The 17,241-nt window shown below is 73.8% G+C and carries 17 protein-coding genes; 11 read left to right on the plus strand and 6 right to left on the minus strand.

The window, feature by feature from the left end; all coding sequences use genetic code 11:
- The first annotated feature begins 132 nt into the window (after nt 1–132).
- Together ACN267_RS07590 and ACN267_RS07595 are read left to right on the plus strand one after the other, a co-directional pair.
- Nucleotides 133–369, plus strand: a complete 237-nt coding sequence (locus ACN267_RS07590; RefSeq protein ID WP_204922898.1) for a winged helix-turn-helix domain-containing protein — start codon at nt 133–135, stop codon at nt 367–369.
- 68 nt (nt 370–437) lie between these two features.
- Nucleotides 438–1,409, plus strand: a complete 972-nt coding sequence (locus ACN267_RS07595) for a DNA polymerase domain-containing protein (protein WP_204960634.1) — start codon at nt 438–440, stop codon at nt 1,407–1,409.
- A gap of 111 nt (nt 1,410–1,520) precedes the next feature.
- Here ACN267_RS07595 and ACN267_RS07600 read toward each other — a convergent pair whose 3' ends face one another.
- On the minus strand, nt 1,521–2,027 hold the full coding sequence (locus ACN267_RS07600; RefSeq protein ID WP_281897165.1) for an Lrp/AsnC family transcriptional regulator: 507 nt from the start codon (nt 2,025–2,027) through the stop codon (nt 1,521–1,523).
- A 72-nt stretch (nt 2,028–2,099) separates the two neighbouring features.
- On the opposite strand from ACN267_RS07600, the gene pdhA reads away from it, so the two are divergent.
- The 6 genes from pdhA to ACN267_RS07630 all read left to right on the plus strand — a co-directional run bounded on the left by pdhA (nt 2,100) and on the right by ACN267_RS07630 (nt 9,768).
- Nucleotides 2,100–3,299 (plus strand): pyruvate dehydrogenase (acetyl-transferring) E1 component subunit alpha, encoded by a 1,200-nt coding sequence (gene pdhA / locus ACN267_RS07605; RefSeq protein ID WP_421490398.1) that lies wholly within the window; start codon nt 2,100–2,102, stop codon nt 3,297–3,299.
- A complete protein-coding gene (locus tag ACN267_RS07610) occupies nt 3,299–4,315 on the plus strand; it encodes an alpha-ketoacid dehydrogenase subunit beta (protein WP_204960636.1) in 1,017 nt (338 codons plus the stop codon). The genes pdhA and ACN267_RS07610 overlap by 1 nt, the downstream gene beginning before the upstream one ends.
- Nucleotides 4,312–5,850, plus strand: coding sequence for a dihydrolipoamide acetyltransferase family protein (locus tag ACN267_RS07615; protein ID WP_204960637.1), 1,539 nt, complete (start codon nt 4,312–4,314; stop codon nt 5,848–5,850). The genes ACN267_RS07610 and ACN267_RS07615 overlap by 4 nt, the downstream gene beginning before the upstream one ends.
- 249 nt (nt 5,851–6,099) lie before the next feature.
- A complete protein-coding gene (locus ACN267_RS07620) occupies nt 6,100–7,779 on the plus strand; it encodes a right-handed parallel beta-helix repeat-containing protein (RefSeq protein WP_281897172.1) in 1,680 nt (559 codons plus the stop codon).
- Between the two features lie 175 nt (nt 7,780–7,954).
- A complete protein-coding gene (locus ACN267_RS07625; RefSeq protein WP_421488271.1) occupies nt 7,955–9,232 on the plus strand; it encodes an Ig-like domain-containing protein in 1,278 nt (425 codons plus the stop codon).
- Nucleotides 9,233–9,399: 167 nt separating this feature from the next.
- Nucleotides 9,400–9,768 carry an STAS domain-containing protein gene (locus ACN267_RS07630; protein WP_421488272.1) on the plus strand — a complete coding sequence of 123 codons (369 nt, stop codon included), beginning with the start codon at nt 9,400–9,402 and terminating at the stop codon, nt 9,766–9,768.
- A 172-nt stretch (nt 9,769–9,940) separates the two neighbouring features.
- On the opposite strand, the gene ACN267_RS07635 is transcribed toward ACN267_RS07630, so the two are convergent.
- Together ACN267_RS07635 and ACN267_RS07640 are read right to left on the minus strand one after the other, a co-directional pair.
- Nucleotides 9,941–10,324 (minus strand): FKBP-type peptidyl-prolyl cis-trans isomerase, encoded by a 384-nt coding sequence (locus ACN267_RS07635; protein WP_204960641.1) that lies wholly within the window; start codon nt 10,322–10,324, stop codon nt 9,941–9,943.
- Between the two features lie 257 nt (nt 10,325–10,581).
- A complete protein-coding gene (locus tag ACN267_RS07640; protein WP_281897178.1) occupies nt 10,582–11,148 on the minus strand; it encodes a DoxX family membrane protein in 567 nt (188 codons plus the stop codon).
- 226 nt (nt 11,149–11,374) lie between these two features.
- Here ACN267_RS07640 and ACN267_RS07645 point away from each other — a divergent pair, with 226 nt between their 5' ends.
- Nucleotides 11,375–12,064: a CBS domain-containing protein gene (locus ACN267_RS07645; RefSeq protein WP_421488273.1), complete on the plus strand. Its 690-nt coding sequence runs from the start codon at nt 11,375–11,377 to the stop codon at nt 12,062–12,064.
- 21 nt (nt 12,065–12,085) lie between these two features.
- Here ACN267_RS07645 and ACN267_RS07650 read toward each other — a convergent pair whose 3' ends face one another.
- Both ACN267_RS07650 and ACN267_RS07655 read right to left on the minus strand, forming a co-directional pair.
- On the minus strand, nt 12,086–12,802 hold the full coding sequence (locus tag ACN267_RS07650) for a helical backbone metal receptor (RefSeq protein ID WP_421488274.1): 717 nt from the start codon (nt 12,800–12,802) through the stop codon (nt 12,086–12,088).
- A 14-nt stretch (nt 12,803–12,816) separates the two neighbouring features.
- Nucleotides 12,817–13,926 (minus strand): DICT sensory domain-containing protein, encoded by a 1,110-nt coding sequence (locus ACN267_RS07655; RefSeq protein ID WP_421488275.1) that lies wholly within the window; start codon nt 13,924–13,926, stop codon nt 12,817–12,819.
- Nucleotides 13,927–14,068: 142 nt separating this feature from the next.
- Here ACN267_RS07655 and ACN267_RS07660 point away from each other — a divergent pair, with 142 nt between their 5' ends.
- Both ACN267_RS07660 and ACN267_RS07665 read left to right on the plus strand, forming a co-directional pair.
- The gene (locus ACN267_RS07660; RefSeq protein WP_204960645.1) at nt 14,069–14,941 is read left to right on the plus strand and encodes a hypothetical protein; all 873 of its coding nucleotides are present in this window, start codon (nt 14,069–14,071) and stop codon (nt 14,939–14,941) included.
- Nucleotides 14,942–15,262: 321 nt separating this feature from the next.
- Nucleotides 15,263–16,558: a hypothetical protein gene (locus ACN267_RS07665; protein ID WP_281897189.1), complete on the plus strand. Its 1,296-nt coding sequence runs from the start codon at nt 15,263–15,265 to the stop codon at nt 16,556–16,558.
- A 212-nt stretch (nt 16,559–16,770) separates the two neighbouring features.
- Here ACN267_RS07665 and ACN267_RS07670 read toward each other — a convergent pair whose 3' ends face one another.
- Nucleotides 16,771–17,118 carry a histone-like nucleoid-structuring protein Lsr2 gene (locus ACN267_RS07670; RefSeq protein WP_204960647.1) on the minus strand — a complete coding sequence of 116 codons (348 nt, stop codon included), beginning with the start codon at nt 17,116–17,118 and terminating at the stop codon, nt 16,771–16,773.
- Between the last annotated feature and the right edge of the window lie 123 nt (nt 17,119–17,241).

The following is a 17,241-nucleotide window of genomic DNA, read 5'->3' on the forward strand; positions in this document are numbered from 1 at the left end:
ACCCGGACCGCTACCGGCAGCCCAGATGACTGATCGTCACGAGCTGCCACTTACGGTAGTGGTGTACAAGCATGAACGTCTAGAGACGTAGCTAAAGAACCTGCCTCGTCTTGGCTCGATTAGTTTCTTGCCATGATCGATCCAGACGGCCCGGTGCCGGTCTACCGCCAGGTGGCAAACATCTTGGCTGGTCGGATCAGCAACGGTGACCTCGCGGCGCATCGACCGATTCCGAGCGAAGCGGCGATCGTTCAGGAGTTCGGGGTGGCCCGGGGGACCGCCCGGCGTGCCGTCGCGGAGCTTCGCGAGCGTGGGCTGGTCTACACCGTGCCGCAGCGCGGCACCTACGTCGGGCAACCCGAGGCGTAGCCCGCCGCGTATCGCTGCGATCCGGTGAGCCGGCTCCGGGTGTCGGGGGTGGCCGTTACCGTGTGAGCGTGGCGACGGCGGCCGAGGAGATCCAGGTGGGGGAGCGGCTGGTCCGTATCTCCAGTCCCGACAAGCCCTACTTTCCGGAGCGCGGGCTGACCAAGCGGGACGTGGTCGGCTACTTCCTGGCCGTCGGTGACGGCATCCTGCGCGCCCTGCGGGACCGGCCTACGATGCTGGAGCGCTGGCCGCGCGGCGTGTTCGCGGGGGCGAAGATCGGCACCCGGCAGGACAACCGGGGTGACGCCTTCTATCAGAAGCGGCTCCCGGCCGGCGCGCCGGACTGGGTGCGCACCGCACACCTCACGTTCCCCAGCGGCCGGACCGCCGACGAGGTCGCGCCGGGCGAGCTGGCGGTGGTGATCTGGGCGGCCAACCTCGGCACCCTGCGGTTCCATCCCTGGCCGGTGACGGCGGCCGACGTGGAGCGCCCCGACCAGCTCCGGATCGACCTGGACCCGATGCCGGGGGTCGGCTTCGACCGGGTGGTGCCGGTGGCGCACGAGGTCCGGGCGTTCCTCGCCGAGCTGGGCATGGTCGGCTACCCCAAGACCACCGGCGGGCGTGGCCTGCACGTCTACCTGTCCATCGAGCCCCGGTGGAGCTTCGGGGAGTGCCGGCGCGCGGTGCTCGCCCTCGGTCACGAGCTGGCGCGGCGGCTGCCCGACCTGGTCACCACCACCTGGTGGCGGGAGCAGCGGGACCGGCCGGTCTTCATCGACTACAACCAGATGGCCCGCGACCACACGGTGACCTCGGCGTACTCGATCCGGCCCACCCCGGCGGCGCTGGTGTCGGCCCCGCTGGACTGGGCGGAGCTGGACGACGCCCGCCCGGAGGACTTCGACGTGCTGAGCATGCCGTCCCGGTTCGCCGAGCGCGGCGACCCGCACGCCGGCCTGGACGGCGACCGCTTCTCCCTGGAGCCGCTGCTGGCGCTGGCCGACCGCGCCGGCCTGGCCGCCCCACCGGAGCGCTGACCGGCCGCACGGCCGCCCGACCCGGACGCTGACCGCCCGCACGACTGCCCCGCCGTAACGCTGACCGACCGGGTGCCGGCTCGTCGCCGGGCTGACCGGCCGGGCCGCCACTCAGGCCCAGGGGCTGCCGGCCCCGTCGAACTCGTCGAAGACCAGCCAGGTACGGGTGGACAGCACGCCGGCGATGCCCTGCACCCGGCTGAGTACCACGTCCCGCAGGGTGGCGTTGTCCGGCGCGCGGACCAGGGCCAACACGTCGTGCTCCCCGCTGAGCAGCGCCACGTGCTCGATGTAGCGCACCCGGGCCAACTCCGCTGACACCTCCCGCCAGGTGTTCTGCTGAATGGTCAGCGAGATGTAGGCCGAGGTGCCCAGCCCGGCCGGCTCGGGTGCCACCCGGGCCCGGAACCCGGTGATCACCCCCTCGCGCAGCAGCCGCTCCACCCGGGCGTACGCGTTGGTGCGCGACACGTGCACCCGCTCGGCGAGCGTACGCATGGACAGCCGGCCGTCCCGGGTCAGCTCGTCGAGGACCCGTCGGTCCACCTCGTCCAGCGGCGTGACCGAACGTCCCGTTGCGCCCGGTGGGCCCGGCGGCGGGGTGGTCTGCTGGCTCATCAGATACTCCTCGGTAGGCCAATCGTCCCGCGTTCACCGGGAATGTTGAGTCAATCATCCAACGGCTGGAGCATAGGGCCACCACACGTCCAGGAGGTCCCCGCCGTGACGACCACACCCCAGGCGGTCCGCAGGGCATCCCCGCGTACCCGTCGACCGGCCACCCCGGTCGCCCCCGACCCGACGACCGGCCTGCTCCCGCAGGCCGAACCGGTCCGGCTGCTCGACCCCGACGGCACCCCGCTGCCACCCCGCGCCGACCTGCCCGCACCGCCTGTCGAGACGCTGCGCGAGATGTACCGCCGGATGGTCGTCGGCCGTCGCTTCGACGCGCAGTCCACCGCCCTGACCAAGCAGGGCCGGCTCGCCGTCTACCCGTCCTCGCGCGGCCAGGAGGCCTGCCAGGTCGGCGCGGTGCTGGCGCTGCGCGACGACGACTGGGTCTTCCCCACCTACCGGGAGTCGATGGCCCTGACCGCCCGGGGCATCGACCCGGTCGAGGTGCTCACCCTGCTGCGCGGCGACTGGCACTGCGGGTACGACCCGACCGTGGTCCGCACCGCGCCGCAGTGCACCCCGCTGGCGACCCAGTGCGTGCACGCCGCCGGTCTTGCCTATGGGGAGTCCTACCAGGGGCGGGACACCGTCACGCTGGCCTTCATCGGCGACGGCGCGACCAGCGAGGGCGACTTCCACGAGGGGCTGAACTTCGCGGCCGTGTTCAAGGCCCCGGTCGTCTACTTCGTGCAGAACAACAAGTACGCGATCAGTGTGCCGCTGTCCCGGCAGACGGCCGCGCCGAGCCTGGCCTACAAGGGCGTCGGCTACGGGGTGCCCAGCGAGCAGGTCGACGGCAACGACCCCGTCGCCGTCCTGGCGGTGCTCACCCGGGCGGTGGCGCACGCCCGCGCCGGGCACGGGCCGTACCTGGTCGAGGCGCACACCTACCGGATGGAGGCGCACACCAACGCCGACGACGCCAGCCGCTACCGGGACCCCGACGAGGTGGAGGCGTGGCGGGACCGCGACCCGGTGGCCCGGCTGGAGGCGTACCTGCGCAGCCGGGGCGAGTTGGACGACGCGGCGGTGGCGCAGGTCGCCGCCGAGGCCGAGGCGTACGCCGCCGACCTGCGGGAGCGGATGCACGCCCAGCCGGTCGTCGACCCGTTGAGCCTGTTCGAGCACGTCTACGCCGAGCCGACCCCGCAGCTGGTCGAGCAGCGCGAGATGGTCCGGGCCGAGCTGGCCGCCGACGCGGAGGGGGACGCCTGATGGCCACCATGACCATGGCGAAGGCGCTCAACGCCGCGCTCGCCGACGCGATGCTCGACGACGAGCGGGTGCTCGTCTTCGGCGAGGACGTCGGGCAGCTCGGCGGGGTCTTCCGGATCACCGACGGGTTGCAGGCCCGGTTCGGCGACAAGCGCTGCTTCGACACCCCGCTGGCCGAGGCCGGCATCGTCGGGTTCGCCGTCGGGCTGGCCATGTCCGGGCTGCGGCCGGTGGTGGAGATGCAGTTCGACGCGTTCGCCTACCCGGCGTTCGAGCAGATCGCCTCGCACGTGGCGAAGCTGCGCAACCGCACCCGGGGCGCGCTGAGCGTGCCGATGGTCATCCGGGTGCCGTACGCCGGTGGCATCGGCGGGGTGGAGCACCACTGCGACTCGTCGGAGGCGTACTACGCGCACACCCCCGGCCTGAAGGTGGTCACCCCGGCGACGGTCGAGGACGCGTACTCGCTGCTGCGGGAGGCGATCGCCGACCCGGACCCGGTGGTGTTCCTGGAGCCGAAGAAGCTCTACTTCGCCAGCGGCGAGGCCGCGCTGCCGGCCCGGACCGCCCCGTTCGGCCGGGCCGTGGTGCGCCGTCGCGGCACCGACGCCACCCTGGTCGCGTACGGCCCGGCGGTGCCGGTGGCGCTGGAGGCCGCCGAGGCCGCCCGGGAGGACGGCTGGGACCTGGAGGTCGTCGACGTGCGCACCATCGTGCCGTTCGACGACGCCACGGTCACCGCCTCGGTCCGCCGCACCGGCAGGTGCCTGGTGATCACCGAGGCGCAGGGCTTCGCCGGGGTCGGCGCGGAGATCGCCGCGCGGGTGCAGGAACGTTGCTTCCACGCCCTGCACGCCCCGGTGCTGCGGGTGTCCGGGCTGGACATCCCCTACCCGGCGCCGATGCTGGAGCACACCCACCTGCCCGGGGTGGACCGGGTCCTCGACACCGTGGCCCGCCTCCAGTGGGACGACCGGCCCGACCCGCGCTGGCTGGCCCAGGGGAGCGCGGCGTGAGCGCCCGCACCGCCACCGGCACCCGGGTGTTCCTCCTGCCCGACCTGGGTGAGGGGCTGAGCGAGGCCGAGATCGTCGAGTGGAAGGTCGCCGTCGGTGACCTGGTCACCGTGGACCAGAGCGTGGTGGAGGTGGAGACCGCCAAGGCCGTGGTCGACGTGCCCTGCCCGTACGCCGGGCGGGTCGTCGCGCTGCACGGCGCGGCCGGCGAGACGCGCCCGGTCGGCCAGCCGCTGATCACCGTCGCGCCGGCCGACGGCGGCGACGAGCCCGCCGGGCACGCCACCTACCGCGAGGAGGAGCGGGCCGGCTCCGGCAACGTCCTGATCGGGTACGGCACCGGCCACGGCGGCTCCGCCCGCCGCCGGCGTCGCCCCCGGCTGACACTGGCTCCGGAGCCGGTCGCCGGTGGTGCTGCCGCAGCCGTCGCGGAGCGTGCCCCCGAGCCCGCCACCGGCCCGCCGTCCGCGCCGAGGGGCCCGGCCGGCGCGGGTGTGGACGCTGCGGCCTCCGCCGGGGTGGCCGCCGGCGGTGCCGTCGGGCCGGTGGGGGGCGGCACCGCCCCGACCGGCGAGACGGCCGTCCTGGTCATCTCCCCGATCGTGCGTCGGCTCGCCCGCGACCACGGGGTGGACCTGGGCAGCCTGCGCGGCACCGGTCCGGGTGGTGTGATCCGTCGCTGCGACGTGGAGGCCGCCCTGGCCACCCCGCCGCAGCGGCCCGCCGGCCGCGCCGCCGCGCGTGACCAGCACAGCGCAGACCCGGCCCCGCCCGGCCCGGGGCGGCCCGCCGCCGTCGCGGAGCCGGCCCCGGCGCACGTCGGGCTCGCTCCGGCCGACGCGTCCGACGTCGTCATCCCGCTCACCGGCATCCGTCGGGTGATCGCCGACAAGCTCTCCCGCAGCCGTCGGGAGATCCCCGAGGTCACCATCTGGGTGGACGCGGACGCCACCGCGCTGCTGGCCACCCGGGCGGCGATCAACGCGGCCACCCCGGACGCGCCGGTCAGCGTGCTGGCCCTGCTGGCCCGGATCTGCCTCAGCGGCCTGCGCCGGTTCCCGCAGCTCAACGCCCACGTCGACACCGAGGGGCAGCGCATCGTCCAGTCGGCCGGGGTGCACCTGGGCATCGCCGCGCAGACCGACCGGGGCCTGCTCGTGCCGGTGCTGCGCGACGCCCAGCGGCTGACCACCAGGGAGTTGGCCGCCGCGTTGGCGCAGACCACCGCCGACGCCCGCGCCGGCACCCTGCCACCGGCCCGGCTCACCGGCGGCACCTTCACCCTCAACAACTACGGCGTGTTCGGGGTGGACGGTTCCACCCCGATCATCAACCACCCGGAGGCGGCGCTGCTCGGGGTGGGGCGGATCGTGGACAAGCCGTGGGTGGTCGACGGGCAGCTGGCCGTCCGCAAGGTGACCCAGCTCAGCCTCACCTTCGACCACCGGGTCTGCGACGGCGGGGTGGCCGGCGGGTTCCTGCGCCACGTCGCCGACTGCGTCGAACAACCGGCGCTGCTGGTGGCGAACGTCTGACCGGTACGCCCGGAGCCGGTCACCCTGGGCGGGGTGGCCGGCTCCGTCGTGCGGCCCGGCGTTCGTCCGGTTCGCCGGGCAGCACCGGTGGGCGGTCGGGTTTTCCGCCCGACGGGCCGGGAAACCGGCGCAGGTCGCGCGGATGCGCCGCACCGTCGGGTGGGCGTACGCCGGCGGCTGCCGCCCTGCGCGCGCCCGGTCGCGGCCCTGCCGTGTCGGTCGTGGACGTACCGCCGAGAGGAGCCACCCGTGCCGTATCAGGGTCTGCCCGTCGCCGTCCGGGACCGCCGTCCCCCCGTCGCCGGTGCGCCGCTGTGGTGCAACGCCCACGACTACGGGTTGACCGGCGACGGGGTGACCAACGACCAACCCGCGCTGGCGGCCCTGGTGGACCGGCTCGGTGACGGCTACACGGCCGACGGGCGGGCCCGGGTGATCTGGTGCCCGCCGGGTATCTACTCCATCCGCGACGCCGGCACGGTGTGGCGCAGCGGGGTGTCGCTGATCGGCGCCGGCCCGGCCGCCACCCGGTTCCTGCTCAGCAACGAGGGCAACCGCAGTGATCCGACGCCGCTGGCGTTCTGGACGGTGCTCCAGCACGGCGCGGACCGGGATCGGCACATCGCCGACTGCACCTTCGCCGACTTCGAGATCGACGGCTCCGGGGTGGCCATGGCCGAGTACAACTACCTGGCCAAGGGCCTCGGGTTGCAGTACGTGGTGCGCGGGGTGTTCCGCAACCTCTACATCCACCACACGGCGGCCAGCGGCCTGGGCTGCGACTTCCTTCAGGACACCCTGGTCGACGGGGTGGTGGTGGTCGGCTGCGGCCGGCTGGACAACGGCGAGCAGATGGGCGGCGCGGGCATCGGCATCGGCATCGGCGGCTGGGGCGACATGGAGCGGCTCACCATCGCCAACTGCACCGCCCTGGCCAACGGCACCAACGGCATCTTCCTGGAACTCCAGAAGGACTACTGGACGCCGCCGCGCGGGTACCGGATCGTCGGCTGCCACAGCCAGGGCAACCGGTTCGGCATCTCCGACTGGGGGGCCGACGGGCTGATCGTCACCGGCTGCACGATGACCGGCAACCTGGAGGCCGGCTTCGACGTGTCGGGCAACGGCACCTCCGGGGTCGCCGGCCGCGGTGGTCTGCTCACCGACTGCGTCATCGACGGCAACGTGGGCGACGGGATCAGCGTGGGCAACACCCCGGGCCCGTACACGGTGCGGGGTAACCGGATCAGCGGCAACGGCGGCTACGGCTACCACCAGCACGACCTGGGGCGGGGCTATCCGCACCCGGCGCAGGACGTGGTGGTGGAGAGCAACGAGTTCTGGGGCAACGGCCTGGACGCGATCCGGGTGGACCGCCCGATGACCGACGCGATGGTGCTCGACAACCGGATCCGCAACAACGGCCGGCGGTGCGCCGACGCGTCCCACGGTGGCGGCGAGTCGGTCCGCTACAGCGAACGGTCCCTGGTCGACCGCTCGGCGACCTGGGCGCAGGACAGCCACCGGGGCACGGTGTTGCGGGTCGGCCGGCGGGTCGCCGTGGTCGCCACGAACACCGCCACCGAACTGCACCTCGCCCCGGTACGTCCCGACGCCTACAGCGGGTGGAGCGGGGACACCCCGCTGCCGGGCACCCCGTACGAGTTGCCGGCCGCGCCGCCGACCCGGGCCGGCATCGCGATCAACGCGGCGTTCGACTCGGCGACGGTGCGCGGCAACCGGATCTGGGACAACCACGACGACCGCACCCAGACCCACGGGATGTGGATCACCCCCCGGGGCAGTTGCGTCGACTGCCGGGTCGAGGACAACGACCTGGCCGGCAACGCGGTGGCGGCCCTGCGACTGGACACCCCGCCGGTCGGTGGGCGGTGGCACCGCAACCACGGCGACCAGGACTGGGACTGACCGGTCGGGGTGTCCCGGCACGGCCGATCCCGGACATCGGCGGCACCGTGGCCCCCGGTGGCCCGGCCGGGTCGATAAGCCCGGCCCCGCGCGTCCGGTTCCCCGGAAAGCCCGGCCCGGCCCGAGAAACGCTGTACAGAATGTGGCCAACGGGACTGGAAACGGGGGATGGAATATGGACGTGAGGCGGCGATTGACGCTCATGGCGGTGACCATCGCAGCCACACCGTTGGTCCTCGGCGGGTGTACCGCCGAGCGCAAGCCGTCGGCCGGGGCGGCACCTGGCGCGGCGGCGGCCCCCACGGTGACGGTGACCCCCGCCGACCGGGCGAAGGACGTCCCGGTCAGCGCGGAGGTCGGTGCCACCGTGAGCAACGGCCGGGTGACCAGCGTCAAGCTCACCGACGACAAGGGCCGGGTGGTGGCCGGGGAGCCGCGGGAGGACGGGTCGAGCTGGGTGCCGGCGGCCCCGCTGGGCAGCGGCCGGACCTACACCGCGGAGGTCACCGCGACCGGCGACGCCGGCCGGACGACCGTCGGGCGCACCACGTTCACGACGGCCGCGACGAATACGAACCGGTCGGCGCTGACCAGCGTGCTCTATTTCGCCGGGAACCAGACGTACGGCACGGCGATGCCGGTCACGGTGGCATTCGAACCGGCCGTTCCGAAAGAGGCCAGGGCGGCCGTGCAGCGACGATTGTTCGTGAGGACCGATCCGCCCCAGCCGGGCACCTGGTCGTGGTTGGAGGACGGCAGCCAGGTCTACTACCGGGCCCCCGACTTCTGGCGTCCCGGGACGACGATCAGCGTCCGGTCGGCGCTTGCGGGGCTGCCCATCGGCAAGGAGTACGTCGGTGACGCCGACCGGCGGTCCACCTCGAAGATCGGCCGGCAGGTCGCCCTGGACATCGACAACGCCACCAAGCAGATGTCGGTCTTCCAGGACGGTCGGCTGGTCCGCCGGATCCCGGTCAGCCTCGGCAAGCCGAGCACCCCGAGTTCCAGCGGCAAAATGGTGATCATGGAGAAGCACCAGCAGACCCGCTTCGACACCCGGGGGGAGCCCGACGGCGGCTACGTGGTCGACGTCGAGGACGCCCAGCGCCTCACCTGGGGCGGCGAGTTCATCCACGCCGCCCCCTGGTCGGAGGGGGACCAGGGCTACACCAACGTCTCGCACGGCTGCGCCAACGTCTCCTCGGCCGCCGCCGACTGGCTGATGGGCGTCACGCAGGTCGGTGACCTGGTGACCGTGAAGGGCACCGAGGTGCCGCTGCGGCCCGGCAACGGCTGGACGGCCTGGAACACCAGCTGGGCCGAGTTCGCCCGGGGCAGTGCGTTGCCCGTACCGCCGGGGTTGAAGCCGGCGCCCGCCACCGCCGCGCCGCACCCGGGGGCGGTCGCCGGTGGCTCGTCGCCGGCCCCCGCGCCGTCGCCCAGCGGCGGCTGACGCAGAAGACCGCACCTGCGACGACCGGCCGTCGGAACGGCCGGTCGTCGCAGGTGCGACTCCACCCTGAGAAGGACTCGGGGTCGGCTCCGGGGCGACCCTGGGACTACCCCGAAACCCGCCCTGGGCAGGGCGGAAACGTCAGAGGTGGGGGCTAGATTCGGGGCATGACGCAGGATGAGGAGCGGTTCCACGTGCGGCTGCGGGTGGCCGACGACGTGATCGAGGTGCGCGCGGCCGGTGAGATCGACATCGCCACCGTCGGCGCGTTCCGGGCCGCCCTCTGGGCCGCGCCGGCCCGCCCGCTGCTCCGGCTGGATCTCTCCGGGGTCCGGTTGCTGTCCGCCGCCGGGGTGCGGGCGCTGGTCGCCGCCCACCTGCGGGTCCGGGCCCGGGGCGGTGAGCTGGTGGTGGTCGACCCCGATCCGGTGGTCGCCCGGGTGCTGCGGGTCGGCGGCCTGCACCGCGTCATCGCCGTCCGGCACGGCGACGTCCCGGTCGCGACCGGGTCCCGCCCGCTGGCCGCCTGCGCCTGACCGCAGGCCCGGCGACACCCGGCGGTGCCTGGAGCGGCAGGCGACCGGGGCAGCACCGGAGCCCGGCCGGGGCCGCGCCACCGGGTGCGGCGATCAGGCCGTGCGGCGGGGTGCGGCGATCAGGCCGTGCGGCGGCGGGGCCGCCGGGCGGTGCCGGCGGCCCCGACCGGCGTCAGCGCACGCCGAGCAGGTCGACCACGAAGACCAGGGTCTCGTTCGGCTTGATCACGCCGCCCGCGCCCCGGCTGCCGTAGCCCAGGTGCGGCGGGATGGTGAGCCGACGGCGACCGCCGACCTTCATCCCCACCACGCCCTGGTCCCAGCCGGCGATGACCTGACCGCCGCCGAGCGGGAACTCGAACGCCTCGCCCCGGTTCCAGGACGCGTCGAACTCGCGGCCGGTGGAGTGGGCCACCCCCACGTAGTGCACGTTGGCGAGCTGGCCGGGACGCGCCTCCGGGCCCTCCCCGACGGTGATGTCCTCGATCACCAGGTCGGCCGGGGCCGCCCCCTCGATCGGGCCGATCTCCGGCTTGCCTGCCTGGGGCGTGTTCATCTGCTGTTCTCCTCTGTCGTCACCCGGTCGTCCGGACGGTGTCGATCCTGCCCGATCGGGGCACCCCGGCTGCCGTGGGCCCCGCCGACCGGGCCCGCGCGTCGCGGGACCGACGCGCGTCGCGGGCCGCGCGACGTGGGACCCGGCACGCGCGCAGGACCCCGCACCTGCGGGGTCTTGCGCGGACACGGCAGGGGCGTCACCGTGGCGGTGACGCCCCTGCCGGTCGGTCGACCACCCGGGCTGGGTGGGACCGGTCACCTGAGCCAGCCGAACCGGCGGACCAGCGGGAGGGTGGCCCAGATCCGGCCGAGGCCGAGGGTGTTCCCCGCGCCGACCAGGGCGAGGCCGGCCAGCACCGCGGCGTAGATCAGGTGGTCGTCCATGAAGGGGTTGTTCTCGGGGGGAAGGACGGCGGTCCACATCAGCACCATGAGCAGACCCCCGGCGACGGCGGCGATCCGCATCCCGATGCCGAGCAGCAGGGCCACCCCGATCCCGGCCAGACCGATCATGAACAGCCAGTCGGCCCAGGCCGCCCCGGCGATGTCCTGGTAGAGCCCCTGGAACGGGCCCTTCGCGCCGAAGGCGAGGAAACCCTTGGTCGGGCTGCCGCCGTTGATCCAGGCGTTCTTCGCGGCGGTCTCGTGGCCGAGGCCGAACAGCTTGTCCAGGAACGCCCAGAGGAAGATCCAGCCGAGGGCCAGCCGGGTTCCGGCCCAGACGTACCGGGCGGCCCGCTGGCGGGTGGTCTCGGTTCCGGCCACCGGTGCGATGGTCCTGGCGGTGGTGTTCCGCTCGATCGTCGCGGTCATGGTCTCCACGTCCCTTCTCTGCCTGGCACCGCACTTCCCGGTGGCAGTTACATTCCACGCCGGTCGGCGTCGCCCCGGCAGGGCCGACCGGTCCCTGCCGGTGCGGGACCTAAGTCCCCTGGCCCGGGCCTGCGGACGGGACCTTCGACCTCGGTGTCACCGGTCCACCCGCCCCTGTACCGGCCGGTCGGCACGGCCCTAGCGTCGGACGGGAGAACCGGGCGAGGAGGTCGTGATGAGGACGTGGCAGGTGGACGACGTGATGACCCGGGAGGTCGCCACGGTGGGGGAGGAGACCCCGTACCGGGTGATCGTCGACATCCTGATCCGCCGGGGCGTCAGCGCGGTGCCGGTGGTGGACGACTTCCGTCGGGTGCTGGGCGTGGTGTCCGAGGCGGACCTGCTGCACAAGGTGGAGCACTCCGGGGCGCAGGAGGAACGTCGGGTGTTCACCGGGCGGCGGCGTCGGGCGTCCCGGGAGAAGGCCGGGGCGCTGCTGGCGAAGGAGCTGATGACCGCGCCGGCCGTCACCACCTTCCCGGGGGCGTCGCTGCCGGCAGCGGCCCGGCTGATGGACCGGGAGGCGGTCAAGCGGCTGCCCGTCCTGGACGACCTGGGACGGCTGGTCGGCATCGTCACCCGCAGCGACCTGCTGCGGGTGCACCTACGCACCGACGCCGAGATCCGTGAGGACGTGGTGCAGGAGGTGCTGCGCCGGGTGCTGGCCGTGCGGGACGGGCTGGTCACCGTGCAGGTCCGCGACGGCGCGGTGCGGTTGGACGGCCGGCTCGACCGGCGGACCGCCGCCGAGCTGGCGGAGAAGCTCGCCGGCCAGGTCAGCGGCGTGGTCCAGGTCACCAGCACCATCGGGTACGACGTGGACGACGCCGGCCTGGTGGAGCGGGGCATCACCCCGGTGGCCTGACCCGCCTCCCGGCCGCCGGGGTCAGACCGGGGTGGCGAGTTGGGCGGCGAGCAGGGCCGGCGCCTCGGCCAGCGACGGGCCGTACCAGGTGAGGTGGCGGCCGGAGACCAGCGCGCAGCGGACACCGGGGAAGGCGTCCGGCCCGTCGTCGGCGGTGAACGCGTAGGGCTCGTCGGGAAGGACCACCAGGTCGGGCCGGCGGGCCCGCAGCGCGTCGAGGTCGGGACGCGGATACCGGTCCGGGTCGTCGTCGTACACGTTGACCACGCCGAGGCGGCGCAGCACGTCCCCGGCGAAGGTGTCCCCGCCGAGCACCACCCACGGCCGCCGCCACACCGGAACCACCGCCCGCCGGGGGCGGTCGGGGACGGCGGGCGCGGCCCACGCCCGGCGGGCGTCGAGCAGCCAGCCGGGCTCCCCGGTCACCCCCAGCGCGGCGAGCACCCCGGCCAACTCGTCGAGGGCCTGCGGCACGGTCCGGGGATAGGTGACCAGCACCGGCACCCCGGCCGCGGTGAGGGTGTCCGCGTCGGCGCGGCGGTTCTCCTCCACGTTGAGCAGCACCAGGTCAGGCCGCAGCGCCCGGACCCGGTCCAGGTCGGGGTACTTGCTGCCGCCGACCCGGGCGACGTCCAGCCCCGCCGGGTGCACGCACCAGTCGGTCGCGCCGACCAGCAGCTCCGGCGCGGTCACCGCCACCGCCTCGGTCAGCGACGGCACCAGCGAGACCACCCGCACGTCGTCCCCCGTCCTCAGTGGGCGCTGCTGGCGACGGTCTCCCGGGCCACCGTGGCCACCGGCACGCCCTCCCGGGCCGCCCACTGCACGGCGTGCCGCACCTCGGCCACCGGCAACGGCCGCCGGTCGGTCACGGTGACCGCCGTGTGCACCGCGAAGGACACGAACGGGTACGACCTGGCCAGCCCGGCCACGCAGTCGTGCACCTGACCGGCCACCGCCAGCGCCTCCTCGCGGGTCAACGCCGGCAGCACCAGCAGGTACTCGTCGGGGGTGAGGCGGACGGCCCGGTCGACCGGGCGCAGCGGGGCGGTCAGCGCGGCGATCAGGGCCTGCGCCTCGCGTGCCGCGCTGCGGCGTCCGAACCGTTCCGGGGCGCCGGCCGGCTCACCGACGCGCACCCCGATCAGGGCCACCGGCAGGGTGCCGGTGGCGGTGATCCCGTCCACCCCGGTCCAGCGGCGCAGCGTCGGCTCGTCCACCAGCCCCGACGGGCCGTCCTCCGGCTCGGCGTGCCGGCCCGGCCCGTTGTGGTGGGCCCGCTCGGCGCGGTCGGCCATCAGCCGCAACGCCGCCTCGGCCCGGCTCTCCCCGGGGGTCGCCGGCAGGTCCCGGACCCGGTGCAGCACCTGGTCGACGGCGGTCAACGCGGCCGGGGGAAGCCGGTCGCCGAGCTGCGCGCGCAGCCGGATCACCTCGTGCAACGCCTCGTCGCGGCGGAACCCCCAGCGGCCGGCGAAGAGCCGCCCCTGCTCCAGGGTGTCGGCCGGCACCACCTCCCGGCGGTCCCGGGCCACCAGGCTCGCCCCGAACCGGGGGGTCAGCGCCACCACGCTCCACTCCCGGGCCAGCTCCTCGGTGTCGTCGATCGTCACCGGGTACGCCCCGGCGGGCAGCTCCGGCGGTGTCTGCCCGACCAGCCCGACCACGGTGACCGCCGCGCCGGCCGCGATCCGGGCGTAGCGTTCCCGCTCCCGCTGGAAGTACGGCATCCGCTGGAACAGGGCGATCACCACCAGCGGGCCGTCCTCGGCGGTGGCCAGCGCCGACCGCTCGATGGCGTGGGAGACCGTGACGAGACTCCGCTTGGTCATCAGTTCCGGGGCCGGTCCGTCGTGCAGCACCCCGTGAGCGTAGAGATCGCGCCCGGGGCGCACCAACCGCCTGGTGCCGGGTCCGTCGTCCGAACCGGCGGGGTGGTGATCGCCCTCGACGTCCTAGACTCGGCCGGTCACCCTCGCCTGCCACGGACGGACCGACCGCACGATGACGCGTACCGCCACCGATGACGACGCCCGGCTGCGGCCGGTGCCGACCGGTGCCGCGCCGCTGTTCGTCCGGGCCGGTCAGGCCGTGTACGCCGCCCGCCGGCTCGGCGACCTGGTGACGCGCCGACCGGCCGGGGTCACCGGGCACCAGTGGAGTTCCGCCCTGCGCGAGGAGTTCGACCACGTCGTCTGCGCGGCCGACACCGGTGTGCCGCTGTTCGCCCTGACCGTCGGACCGACCGCGCCCCCCGGGTCGGCCGGGCAGCGGGCCGGGCGGATGGCCGCCGCGGTGTGCGCCGCCGTGGGCCTGCCGGTGCTGCGGATCGGCTCGCCGACGCTGCGGGCCGCCGGGCACGGCCGGCGCATCGTCACGTACGTCATCGACGCGCGCGCCTACGCCGCCGGGGCTGCCCCGGACGGGTCGGACGACGCCCCGGTGGACTTCCGGGACATCGTCGGGCGGCTGCCGGACGGACGTACCGGGCCGGTCAACGACCTCGGCGCGTTGTCCCGGGCGGCGGCCGTCGAGGCGTACGTGTCGCGGCGGCTCAGCGACCCGATCGTGCGCGGGTTGCACGTGCGCTGGGGCGACGGGACGGCCGAGGGGTGGAGCTGGGTCGAGGTGCGTCCCGGCCGGTGCCTGGTGGAGCGGGTCACGGTGCACGAGGCGCGGCTGCGCTGCGGGGTGGACCCGGGCCGGCTGGCCGAGGATCTCGCCGCGGTGGCGGTGGGCGACCGGCTGGCCGGGGCGCAGGACGAGGAACCGGCCCTGCTCGACCGGGACGACCTGCGTCGGCAGATCCGCGCGTTGCGGGACCAGCGCGACGAGTTGGCCGCCCCGTTCGCGTTCGATCACCTCTGCGTGGACTGACCGCCGTCGAAACGCCCCGCCGCCGAACGACCGGCCGTCATTTTCCGGCGACGGTTGGTGACATTGCGGCCGGCCCGGAAAACGGTCCGGGATTCCTCGATCCGCGTTGAACCTTCGCCGATGCCGGCCCGTACCTAAGCGGGAATGGACAGGATCTTCCCAGCCGCGCCACCCGACGCGGCGGACGGTGCGGAAAGGCATCGTCGGCCATCGACGTGCGACCGGAACGTCGCAGCGTCTCCGGCGGGGGTGACCGACCCGGAAAGGGTCTCCTCGTCGGGGGCGCGAGTCAGGTACCGGATCGAGAAGGAGAGCAATTCGATGCGCAGGTCCACAGGGGCACGCCGGTCATCCGGTAACGCGCGGAGCAAGCGGCTGCTGGCGGCGGTCGGTGCGCTCGTCGTCTTCGGCGGTATCGCCGCCGTCACCCAGATCTCCTCGGCCGGGGACAAGCCGAGGCAGCAGACCCGCAACGTCTCGTCGGCCTGCGTCGCACCGAGCCCCGGTGCCACCTCGCCGAGCGGGCGCGGCAGCACCACCCAGACGTGGCAGAACGGCAGGTGGGTCCGTAACCACTGGGGTGACGGCCAGATGTCCGTCGCCGAGTGCCAGGCGGTCAAGGCCGGCAACGCGCCGGTGACCACGCTGGCCTCGACGGTGGCCTGCCCGGAGGTGACCCCCCGGCTGCCGCAGATCCCGGCCCAGGCCAAGGCCGAGGTGGACAAGGAACTCGCCCTGCTCAAGACCCAGATCGACGACGCCAACAAGCGGTTGGCGGCCGAGGGGCGCAACGGTAAGGCGTTCATCGACAACGCCATCCTCGGCCCGCTGGCCGACAAGCGCCGGTCGGCGCTGAACCGGATCGCCACCGCGATCGGCCGCTTCGCCCAGCGTCCGCAGGGTCTGGAGCAGCTCGCCGGCTGCCAGGTGGCCGCCGCGGCCAACAACGGCGGCAACAACAACGGCCAGAACGGCAACAACGGCGGCCAGAACAACAACGGCGGCAACAACGGCGGCCAGAACGGCAACAACAACGGCCAGAACGGCAACAACGGCAACAACGGCAACGCCCTGGGCGTGCTGGCCAAGGACTGCGCCAACAGCCGGTTGCAGCCGCACGACGGCTTCCAGAACGGCAACCGGTGCGTCAGCACCGCGTTCGGCGAGGTGGGCGCGGCGGCCAACAACCCGTCGCTGCTGATCACCCAGTTCCCCAACCAGGTGCAGCGCAACCAGGCCTTCACCCTGAAGGTCTCCACCCGCAACCTGGTCCGTGACCGGTTCCTGGCGGCCGGCCAGGGTGGCTACTACCTGGAGAGTTCGGTGCTCAACGGTCAGGGCCTGACCCGCGGTCACTTCCACACCGCCTGCCGGATGCTCCAGAACACCAACCAGGCCCCCTCGAACCCGCAGGACGTGCCGGCGTTCTTCGTGGCCACCGAGGACGGCAAGGGCGGCAACCAGGCCGACGACGTGACCATCCAGATCCCGGGCCTGCCGCAGTCGGGTACGGCGCAGTGCGCGGTCTGGGCCGGTGACGGCTCGCACCGGGTGCCGATGATGGAGCGGGCCAACCAGACCCCCGCCTTCGACGTGGTGCGTATCCGGGTCAACTGACCCGACGGGCGACGACTGCGGGCCATCCCGGAAACCTCCGGGATGGCCCGCAGTTCCGTTCCCGCCGGGTGCGCCGGCGGGCCGGGCAGCCTACCGGCAGATGTTTTCGGTGTGGGGTCGCCGGGTGGAAACTGTGGACACGGCAAAAACGCCGGGGTCACGCTGATATCCCAGCGTGACCCCGGCGTGTCCGTTCGTGGTCCGGCTCGTCGTCAGCGGCTCTTCCACGCCTCCACGACCGAGACCGGGATGCGCCCGCGCTCGGAGATTTCGTGTCCGTTCTTGGTGGCCCATTCCCGGATGGCACGGTTCTGCTCGCGATCCATTCCCGAGACGCCGGGCCGGGCCGGGCGGCGGGCCGGGCGACCGGCCTCGACGGCGCCCCGGCCCATTCGACGGCCAGCGGTGATGTAGGCGTCGAGGGCCTTGCGCAGCACCCCCGCGTTCTCGTCGGAGAGGTCGATGGTGTACGCCGCCCCATCCAGGCTGAACTCGACGGTCCGATCGGCCTTTCCGCCGTCGAGGTCGTCGGTCAGAACGGTGATTACTTTCCTTGCCATCGCCATTACTCCCTGTGGTGATCGGGGTGTGCTAAGAGTTTGACGTATCTGGCGGCAAATCCGCAACAATATGCCTTGCTTTCATTTGGCGGGTCGCGTCAATCCTGGGAAATCCGGGTGCGG

Source organism: Micromonospora sp. WMMD734 (genome assembly GCF_049178975.1).
Classification (GTDB): Bacteria; Actinomycetota; Actinomycetes; order Mycobacteriales; family Micromonosporaceae; genus Micromonospora; species Micromonospora wenchangensis.

Coding starts and splice junctions, on each gene's coding strand:
- ACN267_RS07590 (WP_204922898.1), top strand. CDS start 133: ATGATCGATCCAGACGGCCCGGTGCCGGTCTACCGCCAGGTGGCAAAC.
- ACN267_RS07600 (WP_281897165.1), bottom strand. CDS start 2,027: ATGAGCCAGCAGACCACCCCGCCGCCGGGCCCACCGGGCGCAACGGGA.
- ACN267_RS07610 (WP_204960636.1), top strand. CDS start 3,299: ATGGCCACCATGACCATGGCGAAGGCGCTCAACGCCGCGCTCGCCGAC.
- ACN267_RS07625 (WP_421488271.1), top strand. CDS start 7,955: ATGGACGTGAGGCGGCGATTGACGCTCATGGCGGTGACCATCGCAGCC.
- ACN267_RS07630 (WP_421488272.1), top strand. CDS start 9,400: ATGACGCAGGATGAGGAGCGGTTCCACGTGCGGCTGCGGGTGGCCGAC.
- ACN267_RS07635 (WP_204960641.1), bottom strand. CDS start 10,324: ATGAACACGCCCCAGGCAGGCAAGCCGGAGATCGGCCCGATCGAGGGG.
- ACN267_RS07645 (WP_421488273.1), top strand. CDS start 11,375: ATGAGGACGTGGCAGGTGGACGACGTGATGACCCGGGAGGTCGCCACG.
- ACN267_RS07660 (WP_204960645.1), top strand. CDS start 14,069: ATGACGCGTACCGCCACCGATGACGACGCCCGGCTGCGGCCGGTGCCG.
- ACN267_RS07665 (WP_281897189.1), top strand. CDS start 15,263: ATGCGCAGGTCCACAGGGGCACGCCGGTCATCCGGTAACGCGCGGAGC.
- ACN267_RS07670 (WP_204960647.1), bottom strand. CDS start 17,118: ATGGCAAGGAAAGTAATCACCGTTCTGACCGACGACCTCGACGGCGGA.